Consider the following 12,657-nt stretch of genomic DNA (forward strand, 5'->3'; position numbering starts at 1 on the left):
TCGCCCTTCTCGATGCGTTTCCGGTTCCATCCCGGTTCTAAAACAGAGCGGCTTATCACGCGACCACCTACGCGATTACCTACGCGAACTACGCACCATGTCTGAATACTTCGATTCGCTTGAAACGCGCGCCCCGGCCGTACGCTCGCTGGCCTTGCTGGATGCGTTGTCGCGCCAGGTTGCGCATGCCAAGGCGCATGCGCCTTACTTTGCCGAGGTGCTGCGCGGCGTTGACCCGCGCGCGCTGGACTCGCGCGCCGCGCTGGCGGCGTTGCCGGTGACGCGCAAGTCCGAGCTGACAGCGCGGCAGAAGGCGCTGCCGCCGCTGGGCGGGCTCAACGCGACGCCGCTGGGCGGCTTGCGCCACATCTTCCAGTCGCCTGGCCCGATCCATGAGCCTGATGGCCACGGCGCCGACTGGTGGCGGATCGCGCGCGCCATGTTCGCCGCGGGCTTCCGTTCGGGCGACCTCGTCTACAACACCTTCTCCTACCACTTCACGCCGGCCGGCATGATGATGGAAACCGGCGCCCATCGCCTGGGTTGCTGCGTGTTTCCGGCGGGCGTGGGGCAGACCGAATCCCAGGTGCAGGCGATGGCGAGCCTGCAGCCGGCGGCTTACGCGGGCACGCCATCCTTTCTCAAGCTGCTGCTGGAGAAGGGCGACGAGCTTGGCTTGTCCTGCCAGGGCCTGACCAAGGCGCTGGTGTCAGGCGAGGCGCTGCCGCCGTCGCTGCGCGCCTGGTTCACCGAGCGCGGCATCCGGGTGCAGCAGATGTACGGCAGTGCCGACGTGGGCCTGATTGCCTACGAGACCCAGGGCGGCGATGGCTGGGTGGTGGACGAGAATGTGCTGGTGGAGATCGTCGAGCCGGGCGGCACGCAGCCGATGCCCGACGGCGAGACGGGCGAGGTGGTGGTGACGGTGCTGGGCAATGGCGACTATCCGCTGATCCGTTTCGGCACGGGCGACCTGTCGGCGTTCGTGGCCGGCTCGGACGAGCGCGCCAGCCCCTGCGGGCGCACCAACCAGCGGCTCAAGGGCTGGCTCGGGCGCGCCGACCAGACCACCAAGGTCAAGGGCATGTTCGTGCATCCCGGGCAGGTGGGCGAGGTGGTGCGGCGCCATCCCGAGGTGCGCGCCGCGCGCCTGGTGGTGACGGGCAGCGTGGGTGCCGACGTGATGACGCTGCATTGCGACGCCACGCGCGAGGATGCGGCGCTGGCGCAGGCCATTGGCGAATCGCTGCGCGAGGTGATGCGCCTGCGTGGCGAGGTGCGCTTCGTTGCGGCGGGCTCGCTGCCGCAGGATGGCAAGGTGATCGAGGACGCGCGGCGTTACGACTGAGCGTGATCGCGGCCCGGGGGCGGAGCCGCATGGCCGCCGGCACGCCGCGTCGGCAGCCGCAACAGCCAAAATGCGCTCAGACCGCGAGCCCCAGGCGCGCGCGCGCGTCGTTGTACTCGGCCTTCATGCGCGCCACGATCTCGCCGGCGGTCGGGATGTCGTGGATCTGGCCCACGCCCTGGCCGGCGCCCCAGACGTCCTTCCATGCCTTGGCCTTGGAGGCGCCGCTGGAAAAGTCCATCTTGGTCTTGTCCGCTTCCGGCAGGTTGGCGGGATCCAGCCCCGAGGCCTCGATGCTCTCTCGGATGTAGTTGCCGTGCACGCCCGTGAACAGGTTGGTGTAGATGATGTCGGCCGCCGCGGAGGTGGTGATCGACTGCTTGTAGGACTCGCTGGCGTGCGCTTCCTGCGAGGCGATGAAGCGGGTGCCCACATAGGCGAAGTCCGCGCCCATGGCCTGCGCCGCCAGCACGGATTCGCCGGTGGCGATGGAGCCCGACAGCGCGATCACGCCGTCGAAGATCTTGCGTACCTCGCCCACCAGCGCGAACGGCGACAGCGTGCCGGCATGGCCGCCAGCACCGGCTGCCACCAGGATCAGGCCGTCCACGCCGGCCTCGATCGCCTTCTCGGCGTGGCGGATGCTGATCACATCGTGCAGCACGATGCCGCCGTAGCTGTGCACGGCGTCGATCATCTCCTTGGGCGGTGCGCGCAGCGAGGTGATGAAGATCGGCACCTTGTGGTCCACGCACACCTTGATGTCGTGCTCCAGGCGCACATTGGAGGTGTGCACGATCTGGTTGACGGCGATCGGCCCGACCGGCTTGCCCGGGTTGGCAGTGCGGAAGGCGGCGAGGTCTTCTTCCATCTGCGTGAGCCAGTCGCCCAGCATCTCGGCGGGGCGCGCGTTGAGCGCGGGGAAGGAGCCGACGATGCCGGCCTTGCACTGCGCCAGCACCAGCTCAGGGTAGCTGACGATGAACATCGGCGAGGAAATCACGGGCAGCGCCAGGTTTTGCAGGACCTGGGGCAGTTGTTTGGCGGCGGGCATGGCGTCTCCTGGACCACGAACGGGCGCCGAAGGCACCCTGGATATGAACGATCGTTCGATTATAGGGAGTTTCGGCTGGCGGGCGTTAGAAGCGGCAATCTACAGGGGTAACCTGCACGGATAACCCGCGGGATAACCACCAGGGCCAATCTACGCCGGAAGGCGCATCGGCCGCAAGTAACATGGCGGCGCGCGTTTCGTTGCCGGACTTGTCACAAAACGGCATGCTGCCGCGTCTTATCAACCACCGGACCCTTCCTGCCCCAGTCATGCCTTCCAGCACCTTGCCCGCCGATGCGGATGTCTTCGCCACATTGCGCCCGCGCCTGTTTTCCATTGCCTACCGCATGCTCGGCACCCGGGCGGACGCCGAGGACGTGCTCCAGGATGCCTGGCTGCGCTGGGACCGCGCCGACCACGCTGCGCTGGCGTCGGCCGAGGCCTGGCTGGTGACCGTGGTCACGCGGCTGGCCATCGACCGGCTGCGCGCGGCCAAGATCGAGCGCGAAGCCTATGTGGGATGGTGGCTGCCCGAGCCGCTGGTGGCGCTGGACGAGCGCACGCCGGAGGCCGCGGCCGAGATGGCGAGCGAGTTGTCGGTGGCGTTCCTGTGGGTGCTGGAGCGCTTGTCCGCCGACGAACGCGCGGCGTTCCTGCTGCGCCAGGTGTTCGACCACGACTACGGCGAAATCGCGGCGCTGCTCGGCAAGAGCGAGGCGGCCTGCCGGCAGATGGTGCACCGGGCCTCCGAGCGCGTGCAGCAGGAGCGCCCGCGCTTTGATGTGCCCAAAGACAAGCATCGCCGCTTGCTGGAGACCTTCATGCAGGCCGCGCGCAGCGGCGAGTTGGAGGCCATCAAGGCGGTGCTGGCCGACGACGTGCAGATCATCGGCGATGGCGGCGGCAAGGTGACTTCGTTCGTCAAGGTGGTGCGCGGCGCGAGCAATATCGCCCGGCTGTACAGCCATATGGCCGAGCGCGATGGCGACGAGCAGGTGTACCGTTTTGCCTGGATCAACGGCGAGCCGGGCTTGCTGCGCTACCTCGGCGGGCGGCTTGAGTCCGCACAGGCTTTCCTGTTCGACGGCGAGCGCATTGCCGCGATCTATTCGGTGCGCAATCCGGACAAGCTGGTGAGCGTTCCTCCCCTTTCTTGAGGCGCGCTGTCACAAACGCCACGGCCCCCGCGTCTTGCGTGCATGGGGGCCGCAAGGGGCGGCCTTCGCAACGCAAGCGAGCGCACGCGCTCACGCTATCGCACCGAAAGGCCAAGCCATGACCCACACCGCCCGTCTCCCGTACTTCCAGCTCGCCCCCAAGTCCTTCAAGGCCCTGCTCGACCTGTCCGCCATCGTCCAGAACGGCCTGCTCGGCAAGCGCCTTGTCGACCTGGTATTCCTGCGCGTGTCGCAGATCAACGGCTGCGGCTTTTGCATCGACATGCACTGGCGCGACCTGATCCGCCAGGAGGTGGATCCGCGCCATGTCAACGCCCTCGCCGGCTGGCGCGAAGCACCCTTCTTCAGCGAGCGCGAGCGCGCCGCGCTGCGCTGGGCGGAGATCGTCGCCGCCACGCCGCACAGCGACGCGAGCGACGAGGAGTTCGCCGCCGTGCGCGCGCACTTCTCCGATGCCGAGGTCGCCGAGCTTGGCTTTGCCATTGTCACCATCAACGCGTGGAACCTGCTCAACGTGAGCTTGCGCAACCCGATCCCGGAAAAGGCGTGACGCCCGCCAGCGCGCCATGATCGGCCCGGTCATGACGCGCTTGGTACGGCCATTCAGAGGCGCTCTGCTTCACCGTTGTCATAGCGGCGTCATCCCACTGTAACCCTCGCCCCACTAGACGCCGACCGATGAGCGGCATCCGCCACCGCTTCTGATCCGGGCCTGCGATCGGGACAGCAAAATCCGGCGCAAAAAAAACCCCGCTACGCCGCGGGGCAACTACCACGAAGACTGATAGGAAGAGGCGGGAGGGCACCTGCCAATGCCGCATCCGCACACCGGACTATAGGTTGCGTTTGTGACGGACTGAAGACGCTTGCGTGAAGACGGGATGACCGCCATGCGCGAGCGGCGTGCCCATGAAAAACGGCGCCCGAGCGGCGCGTTTTACCGTTTTTCCGTGGCCGATGGCCTCGGCTCGCGGTCCTGCTTCAGATCTTCTCCAGCAGCAGGCCCTTGAGGTACTCGCCTTCGGGGAAGGCCGCCAGCATCGGGTGATCGGTGCCGGCCGAGAGGCGCCGCAGGATGCGCGCATCGGCGCGGGCATCGGTGGCCGCGCCCGCCACGATTTTCTGGAACAGCTCCATGCTGATCGCGCCGGAGCACGAGTAGGTAAACAGCAGGCCGCCCGGGCGCAGCAGCTGCAGGCCGACCAGGTTGATTTCCTTGTACGCGCGCGCGGCGCGGTCGATGTGCTGGGCCGAAGGCGCGAACTTGGGCGGGTCCAGCACGATCAGGTCGAACTGGCGGCCGTCGGCACGGAACTGGCGCAGCGACTTGAACACATCGGCGTCGAGCCAGGTCGCGCGCTCGGGGTCGAAGCCGTTGAGGGTGACGTTGCCCGCGGCGGTCTTGAGCGCCTCGCCGGAGGAGTCGATCGAGGTCACCGAGGTGGCGCCGCCACGCAGCGCCGCCAGCGAGAAGCCGCCGGTGTAGCAGAAGCAGTTGAGCACCTCGCGGCCATTGGCCAGATCGCCCACCAGCTTGCGGTTGTCGCGCTGGTCGACATAGAAGCCGGTCTTGTGGCCGCTCCTCACGTCCACGTAGTAGCGCACGCCGTGCTCGGTCACGTTGAGCTCGGGGTCGGGCTCGGCGCCGGCCAGAACGCCGGTCACCAGCGGCAGGCCTTCGCGCTCGCGCACGGCAGCGTCGGAGCGCTCGTACACGTTGGGGCAGCCGGTTTCCTTGACGAGCGCCTGCACCAGCGCCTCCTTCCACGCCTCGACCCCGGCAGCGTTGAACTGGCACACCAGCTGGCCGTTGGCGCCGCTGCCGTAGTAGTCGACGATCAGGCCCGGCAGACGGTCGGATTCACCGAAGATCAGGCGCACGGCGTCGCTGTCCTTTACCCACTGCTTGCGATGCGCCAGCGCGGCGGCCACGCGCCGCTTGAACATGGCGTGATCGACCGGCTCGTTCTCGTCGAAACTCCACACCCGCACGCGAATCTGGGAGGAGGGGCTGTACGCCCCGCGTGCCAGGAAGCGGCCGTCGGCGGCGCGCACGATCACGGTGCTGCCGGGCTCGCAGCGGCCTTCGACGGTATCCACGCCGGTGGCGTAGACCCAGGGGTGGCGGCGCAGCAGGGATTTTTCCTTGCCGGGCTTGAGGGTGATGGTGTTCATGATTTGTTGTTTTAGGCGCCAGACGAAGCCGAGCGAACAGGCCAGCCCGGTCCGAAGTGCCTGATTGTTGTTACTCCCTCTCCCCTCAGGGGGAGAGGGGCGGGGAGCGGGGTGGCTTAGCTAGGAGCCACAACAAGCGGAGCCAATGTTCTTGTCCAGCACGGTAGCAATGGATACGCCCGCCCTCTCCCGCCACGCGGGAGAGGGGAGCCACGCCGTGCATGCCGGGAGGATATCGGCAAGCCGGCTGGCCCGCTTCACCGCTCAGCCGCCTACAGCACCACCTTTACCATCGGGTGCGACGTCAGCGTGCGGTACAGCTCGTCGAGCTGTTCGCGGCTGGTGACCCATACCGTGACGGTCAGGCCGAGGTAGTTGCCCTTGCTGGAAGGACGCATCTCCATCTTGCCGGCGTGGAAGTCGGGGTCGAAGCCCTGCACCAGCGTGACGATGGCTTCGGCGAAGCCATCCTGCATGGTCCCCATCACCTTGATAGGGAAATGGCTGGGGTACTCGATCAGCGACTCCGCCGGCGGGATGTCGCCCGGCTTGCCTTGGTCGGAATTGTCGGTGCTCATTTCATGGCCCTCCTTACTTGCGCTTGAACCACAAGCGGATGGTATCCCACAGGCGGCCGAAGAAGCCCGCTTCGGGCACGTCTTCCAGCGCCACAACCGGGAACTCGGCCACCTTGGTGGCGCCGTCCATCAGCTTGACGGTGCCGACCTGCTGGCCGGCGGCGAGCGGTGCCACCAGCAGTTCCTGGCGCTCCAGCACGGGCTTGATGCGCCCGCCCGTGCCCTTGGGCACGGTGATGTAGGTCTCGTCCTTGACGCCGATCTTGACGGTGGATTCCTTGCCCTTGTAGATCTCGGGCGTGGCCAGCACCTGGCCGCGGTCGTACAGGCGCAGCGTGTCGAAGAACTGGAAGCCGTAGTTCAGGATCTTCAGGCTTTCCTGCGTGCGGACCGCTTCGGTGGTGGTGCCGATCACGATCGAGACCAGGCGGCGCGAACCGTTAGGCACATTGGCCAGCGGACGCTTGGCCGACGAGATCAGGCAATAACCGGCCGACTTGGTGTGGCCGGTCTTGAGGCCGTCCACAGTGGGGTCGATGTAGAGCAGGCGGTTGCGGTTGGGCTGGCGGATCTTGTTGTAAGTGAATTCCTTCTGCGAGTACATGCTGTAGTACTCGGGGAAGTCCTTGATGATCCGCGTGGTCAGCGTGGCCAGATCCATGGCCGTGGTGTAGTGGTTCGGGTCGGGGATGCCGTCGGTGTTGCTGAAGTGGGTGTTCTTCATGCCCATCCGCTGGGCCTCGCGATTCATCATCGCCACGAAGCCCTCTTCCGAGCCGCCCACGGCTTCGGCCAGTGCCAGCGCCGCGTCATTGCCCGATTGCACGATCAGGCCCAGCAACAGGTCCTGCACGCTGACCGGCTTGTTGGCTTCCAGGAACATGCGGGATTCGTCGCTCTTGACCTTCTGCACGATCGTGGTCGGCACCACGGTCTGGTCGATCGTGAGGCGCTTTTCCTTGAGTGCCGCGAACGCCAGGTAGGCGGTCATCAGCTTGGTCAGCGAAGCCGGCTCGATGCGCACATCGGCGTTCTGCGAAGCCAGGGCCTGGCCGCTGGTGACGTCGAACAGCATCCAGGACTTGGCCGCCACCTGCGGCATCGGCACGCCCTGCGCGCGCGCGGGAGACGGGGCAAGCACCACGGCGGCGCCGACGATGGCAGCGGTGACCAGGGCGCACGTGTTGGCGGACGCGAAAAGCGGCGTGGCTCTATTCAACATGTTTCAGTTTCCGACAAATAAAAGGGGGCGGGGAGTGCTTCCGGTGACATGGCGGGGCGGCGCGCCGCGCCCGTCACTGGTCCCACGCATTGACGACGAGCTGCTTGATCAGGTGCAGCTTGCGATGAAAGAAGTGGTCGGCGCCGGGGATCACGATCACCGGCAGTTCCTGCGGGCGGGCCCAGTCGAACACGCTTGCCAGCGGCACGGTGTCGTCCTGCTCGCCGTGGATGACGATGGTGTCGGCCGGCACATGGGCGACTTCCCAGCGGCTGGCGGCGGTGCCCACCATGGCCAGGCGCTGCGCTGGCGTGCCGGCCTCGGCCAGGCGCCGGGCGACGTGGCTGGCCACGAAGCTGCCAAACGAGAAGCCGGCCAGGGCCAGCGGCAGCGTGGCGGCATCCGGCGACCAGGCGGACTGGGTGCGCATCCAGTCGATGACGGCCAGCAGGTCGTCCTGTTCGCCCACGCCGTTGTCATGGCTGCCGGCGCTGCCGCCGACGCCGCGGAAGTTCGGGCGCACGGTGGCGTAGCCAAGCTGCACGAAACTGCGCGCCAGCGTCTGCGCCACCTTGTTGTCCTTGGTGCCACCGAACAGCGGATGCGGGTGGGCCACCAGCGCGAGGCCGCGCGGGGTGCCGGCCTGGGGCAGGTCGACCGAAACGTCGATGGCGCCGACGGGGCCGGCGACGGTAAGTACCTGGGTATGCGCGTTCATGGAAACAGGAAGCAGGGTGACTGGCTCTGGCGCCGTGGCGCCGGGGTTTCAGTAATTCAGCGTTTCAGCCGGGGCCGGGGCGGGGGCTTAAGGTCATTAAGGTCATTAAGGTCAATCAGTGATCGACCATCAGGCGTTCGACCGGCTTGCCGCCCACCAGATGGCTCTCGATGATCTCGTCGATGTCCTGCTCGTCGACGAAGGTGTACCAGACGGCCTCGGGATAGACCACCAGCACGGGCCCGAGTTCACAGCGGTTCAGGCAGCCAGCCTTGTTGATGCGTACCTGGCCTTCGCCGCCGGAGATGCCAAGCGCCTTGCAGCGTTTCTTGGCGTATTCCTGCATGGCCTGCGCGTTGTGCGCGCCGCAGCAGGCGCCGCCGTCCTCGCGCTGGTTGAGGCAGAAGAAAACGTGATGCTGGTAGTGGCTGCTCATGCGTGGTGGGCGTATCGGCGGCGGCAACGCAGGAGGCAAGAAGTGCCCGGGGGGGCGCGCCGGCCGCCAGGAATGGGTGGAAGGCCTGAATTATACGGCGTCATGGGGGCCGGTTCGAGGCTTTGGCGGGCCGCATCGATACCGTGCGCGCCGCGTCGCCGCCACGGGTGGCGTAGCGTGCACCCGCGCCGGCCGGATCGTCCGGATCTCCGGACGGCGGTTTTCCGGAATTCCGGAAAACCGGAGTGGATGGTCGTCCGCTTTGCCAGCTTCCTTTTGAAATCAGTGACTTGGCGGCATCGGCCGGCCTGGCACGGCGGTTGCGACTGTCAAGGCAGACGCGCTCCATTTGCAGGGCGCGCGAACCTGCCGCTGCTGCGGCGGCAGGCACGGTCAAATACCGAGGACGACATCATGAGGAAACCCTTTTACAAGATCCTGTACGTACAGGTGCTGTTCGCCATCGCGGTGGGCATCGTGCTCGGGCATTTCTGGCCCGCTACGGGCGTAGCCATGAAGCCGCTGGGCGATGGCTTCATCAAGTTGATCAAGATGATCATCGGTCCGATTATCTTCTGTACCGTGGTGTCAGGCATCGCCGGCATGCGCGACATGAAGAAGGTGGGACGCGTCGGCGGCAAGGCGCTGCTCTACTTCGAGGTGATCTCCACCTTCGCGCTGCTGATCGGCCTGCTGTCCGCGCACCTGCTCAAGCCGGGCGTGGGCTTCAACATCGATCCGGCCACGCTCGACACCAAGGCGATCTCGCAGTACGTGTCGCAGGCGCATGGCCAGAGCACGGTCGAGTTCTTCATGCACATCATCCCGGACACGCTCGTCAGCGCGTTCGCCAACGGCGACATCCTGCAGATCCTGCTGGTTTCGCTGTTCTTCGGCTCGGCGCTGGCGGCCATGGGTGACCGCTCGAAGATCGTGTTCGACTTCGTCGAGCAGGTCTCCAAGGTGTTCTTCCACATCGTCCATGTGATTACTAAGGTGGCACCGCTGGGCGCATTCGGCGCGATGGCCTTCACCATCGGCAAGTACGGCCTGGGCTCGCTGGTGCCGCTGCTCAAGCTGATCGGCACGTTCTACTTCACCGCGATCATCTTCGTGGTGGTGGTGCTGGGCACGGTGGCGCGCCTGACGGGTTTCAACATCTTCCGCTTCGTCGCCTACATCAAGGAAGAGCTGCTGATCGTGCTGGGCACCAGCTCGTCGGAGGCGGCGCTGCCGCACCTGATGGAGAAGCTGGAAAACCTGGGCTGCTCCAAATCGGTGGTGGGGCTGGTGGTGCCCACGGGTTACTCCTTCAACCTGGATGGCACCAACATCTACATGACCATGGCGGTGATCTTTATCGCCCAGGCCACCGGCATCGAGCTCACGCTGCTGCAGCAGATCACGATCCTGGGCGTGGCGATGATCACCTCCAAGGGCGCCAGCGGTGTGACCGGCTCGGGCTTCATCACGCTGGCCGCCACGCTGGCGGTGGTGCCGGATATTCCGGTGGCGGGCATGGTGCTGATCCTCGGCATCGACCGCTTCATGAGCGAATGCCGCGCGCTGACCAATATCATCGGCAATGGCGTGGCGACGGTGGTGATGTCGGCGTGGGAGCATGAACTTGACCGCGCGCAGCTTGACCGCGCGCTGCGCCGTGGCGGCGATGGAACGGCCGAACTTGCCGAAGCCGGCCCCGGCGTCCGCTGAGGTCCCGGCCTCCGGAGCGGCGGCGCCAGCCGGCGCCGCCCGCCAGCGGGTATCATCGGCGCGTGTCCCTTCGCCCGCGCCGATGCCACATTCCGACGACTTCCTCGCCGTGCATGATCCCGCTTCCGCCCGCCTGGTGCATGCACCCGGCGATGGCGGCGGAACCTGGCGGGGCTTTGCCGCGGCGCTCGCCGTCGGCCTGGTCGTCCTGTGCTCGCTGACCTGGCTGTTTTCGATGCAGCGCGGCATCGACGGGCTGCAGCAAGCCACGGCCACGCGTGCCGATCGCTACGCGGCCACGCTGGAAAGCACGCTTGACCGCTACGAGTTCCTCCCCGCGCTGGTCTCGCTCCATCCCTTTGTCCATGACCTGCTGGCCGCGCCCGGCGACGCTGTGCGCGTGGCGGCGGCCAACCGCTACCTGGCCGAAGTCAACCGCCGTGCGCGGGCGTCGGCCACTTACGTGATTGCCGCCAACGGCCTCGCGCTGGCTGCCAGCAACCATGATGAACCGGGCAGCTTCGTCGGCACGGACTACCGCTTCCGCCCATACTTCCAGAGCGCATCGCGCGGGGAGATCGGGCGCTTCTACGCCATTGGCATCACCAGCGACGAACCCGGCTACTACATCGCCCAGCCCGTGAAGGTGGGCGCGCGCGTGGTGGGCGTGACCGTGGTCAAGCTCAACCTGGAGTGGTTCCAGCGCGCGGGAGCCGGTGGCGCCGAGCCGGTGATGGTGAGCGACGAGCACGGCGTGATCTTCCTCTCCTCGGTGCCGGCCTGGCAGTACCGCACGTTGCAGCCGCTGCCAAGCGAGCTGCAATCCGAGCTGGGCCGTACGCGCCAGTACCATGACCAGGAGGTCAGGCCGTTGCCGCTGGAGGCGCTGCAATCTCCGGTCACGCAGTGGCTCGGCAAGACCGTTCTAGCTGAACCAGCCGCTGGCGGCCCTGCGCACATTCTCCGACAACACCCGCGTGCTGCTGGAGCGCGGGCAGCTCGATGCGGCGACAGGCAACCTGGCCGCCATCGCCGACCTCACCACCCGCATGGGCAAGATCACCGGGCAGCTCAAGCTGTTCGCCGGCAAGGCGCGCCAGCGGCGGCATGCGGTGCATGTGCGCGCCGCGCTCGATCACGTGCTGGCGCTCATGGCCCCGCGGCTGAGCCATGTCGCGTTGCAGGTGGAGGGCTTGTCCCAGCCACCCGGGCCGGCGGTGTGGGCCGATGAGCTCAAGCTCGAGCAGGTGCTGCTCAACCTGATCGGCAATGCACTCGATGCGCTGGCCACCGCCGCGCCCGAGGCGCCCTGCGTGGAAGTGGCGGTGAGCGAGCATGGCGGCACCGTCAGCATCGCGGTGCGCGACAATGGCACCGGCATCGCCGCCGACGCCTTGCCGCGCTTGTTCGAACCCTTCTTCACCACCAAGGAGATCGGCCAGGGGCTCGGCCTGGGCCTGGCCATTTCGTCGTCCATCGTGCGCGAGTTCGGCGGGCAGCTGAGCGCGGCCGACCGGCCCGGCGGCGGCGCGGAATTCGTGGTGATGCTGCGGCGCGCGCCCGCGCCCGAAGGCACCGCGCCCCGCGCCGCCGCCACGCCCATCTCTCCCACCCATACTGAGTGAGCATTGCCATGCAAGACGGATTGCGTGTCCTGTTCGTCGAAGACGAACCCCTGGTGCGCCAGGCTACCGCGCAGAGCCTGGAGCTGGCTGGCTTCTCCGTGCTGGCGCTGCCCTCGGCCGAGGCCGCCATGCCGCACCTGTCGCCGGAGTTTCCCGGCGTGCTGGTGACGGACGTGCGCCTGACCGGCGCCAGCGGCCTGGACCTGCTGCACCACTGCCGCAACGCGGCGCCGGGTGTGCCGGTGATCCTGGTCACCGGCCACGGTGATATCAGCATGGCGGTACAGGCCATGCGCGAAGGCGCCTACGACTTTATCGAGAAGCCCTTTGGTGCCGACCGCCTGACCGAAACCGTGCGCCGCGCGCTGGAGCGGCGCGCGCTGGAGCTGGAGAACCGCGCCCTGCGCCGCGAGTTGGCCGGTCCGGCTGCGGGCACGCGCATCATCGGGCGCTCGCCAGCCATCGAGCAGGTGCGCACGCTGGTGGCCAACGTGGCCGCCACCGACGTGCCGGTGATGATCAACGGCGAGACCGGCACCGGCAAGGAGCTGGTGGCGCGCAGCCTGCACGCCTTGTCGCCGCGCCACCACCTGCCGCTGATCAGCGCGGC

The 12,657-nt window shown here is 67.2% G+C and carries 11 protein-coding genes and 1 pseudogene; 6 read left to right on the forward strand and 6 right to left on the reverse strand.

Features of this window, described 5'->3' with window-relative positions; genetic code table 11:
- Positions 1 to 97 precede the first annotated feature (97 nt).
- Positions 98 to 1,348 (forward strand): phenylacetate--CoA ligase family protein, encoded by a 1,251-nt coding sequence (locus OR16_RS21955; RefSeq protein WP_006160146.1) that lies wholly within the window; start codon positions 98 to 100, stop codon positions 1,346 to 1,348.
- A gap of 76 nt (positions 1,349 to 1,424) precedes the next feature.
- Here the strand turns inward: OR16_RS21955 and OR16_RS21960 are convergent, their stop codons facing one another.
- A complete protein-coding gene (locus OR16_RS21960) occupies positions 1,425 to 2,402 on the reverse strand; it encodes an NAD(P)H-dependent flavin oxidoreductase (protein ID WP_006160147.1) in 978 nt (325 codons plus the stop codon).
- A 269-nt stretch (positions 2,403 to 2,671) separates the two neighbouring features.
- Between OR16_RS21960 and OR16_RS21965 the strand changes: the two genes are divergently transcribed.
- Positions 2,672 to 3,559, forward strand: coding sequence for an RNA polymerase sigma-70 factor (locus tag OR16_RS21965; RefSeq protein ID WP_006160148.1), 888 nt, complete (start codon positions 2,672 to 2,674; stop codon positions 3,557 to 3,559).
- 118 nt (positions 3,560 to 3,677) lie between these two features.
- Complete coding sequence (locus OR16_RS21970; RefSeq protein WP_006160149.1) at positions 3,678 to 4,130, forward strand: carboxymuconolactone decarboxylase family protein; 453 nt, start codon at positions 3,678 to 3,680, stop codon at positions 4,128 to 4,130.
- 431 nt (positions 4,131 to 4,561) lie between these two features.
- On the opposite strand, the gene OR16_RS21975 is transcribed toward OR16_RS21970, so the two are convergent.
- The 5 genes from OR16_RS21975 to OR16_RS21995 all read right to left on the reverse strand — a co-directional run bounded on the left by OR16_RS21975 (position 4,562) and on the right by OR16_RS21995 (position 8,709).
- Complete coding sequence (locus tag OR16_RS21975) at positions 4,562 to 5,755, reverse strand: class I SAM-dependent rRNA methyltransferase (protein ID WP_006160150.1); 1,194 nt, start codon at positions 5,753 to 5,755, stop codon at positions 4,562 to 4,564.
- A gap of 272 nt (positions 5,756 to 6,027) precedes the next feature.
- Positions 6,028 to 6,333 (reverse strand): DUF493 family protein, encoded by a 306-nt coding sequence (locus tag OR16_RS21980; protein ID WP_006160151.1) that lies wholly within the window; start codon positions 6,331 to 6,333, stop codon positions 6,028 to 6,030.
- Between the two features lie 13 nt (positions 6,334 to 6,346).
- Complete coding sequence (locus OR16_RS21985) at positions 6,347 to 7,555, reverse strand: D-alanyl-D-alanine carboxypeptidase family protein (RefSeq protein WP_006160152.1); 1,209 nt, start codon at positions 7,553 to 7,555, stop codon at positions 6,347 to 6,349.
- Positions 7,556 to 7,628: 73 nt separating this feature from the next.
- Positions 7,629 to 8,273, reverse strand: a complete 645-nt coding sequence (locus OR16_RS21990; protein ID WP_006160153.1) for an alpha/beta hydrolase — start codon at positions 8,271 to 8,273, stop codon at positions 7,629 to 7,631.
- Positions 8,274 to 8,388: 115 nt separating this feature from the next.
- Positions 8,389 to 8,709 (reverse strand): (2Fe-2S) ferredoxin domain-containing protein, encoded by a 321-nt coding sequence (locus OR16_RS21995; RefSeq protein WP_006160154.1) that lies wholly within the window; start codon positions 8,707 to 8,709, stop codon positions 8,389 to 8,391.
- 414 nt (positions 8,710 to 9,123) lie between these two features.
- Between OR16_RS21995 and OR16_RS22000 the strand changes: the two genes are divergently transcribed.
- The 3 genes and pseudogenes from OR16_RS22000 to OR16_RS22010 form a co-directional block, all read left to right on the forward strand.
- Positions 9,124 to 10,422, forward strand: coding sequence for a dicarboxylate/amino acid:cation symporter (locus tag OR16_RS22000; protein WP_006160155.1), 1,299 nt, complete (start codon positions 9,124 to 9,126; stop codon positions 10,420 to 10,422).
- Between the two features lie 82 nt (positions 10,423 to 10,504).
- Positions 10,505 to 12,047: pseudogene (locus OR16_RS22005) on the forward strand (sensor histidine kinase).
- A gap of 8 nt (positions 12,048 to 12,055) precedes the next feature.
- Positions 12,056 to 12,657: sigma-54-dependent Fis family transcriptional regulator (locus tag OR16_RS22010; protein ID WP_006160156.1), on the forward strand; the 602-nt coding region annotated here is incomplete at its 3' end.

The organism is Cupriavidus basilensis OR16, assembly GCF_000243095.1.
Lineage (GTDB): Bacteria > Pseudomonadota > Gammaproteobacteria > Burkholderiales > Burkholderiaceae > Cupriavidus > Cupriavidus basilensis_D.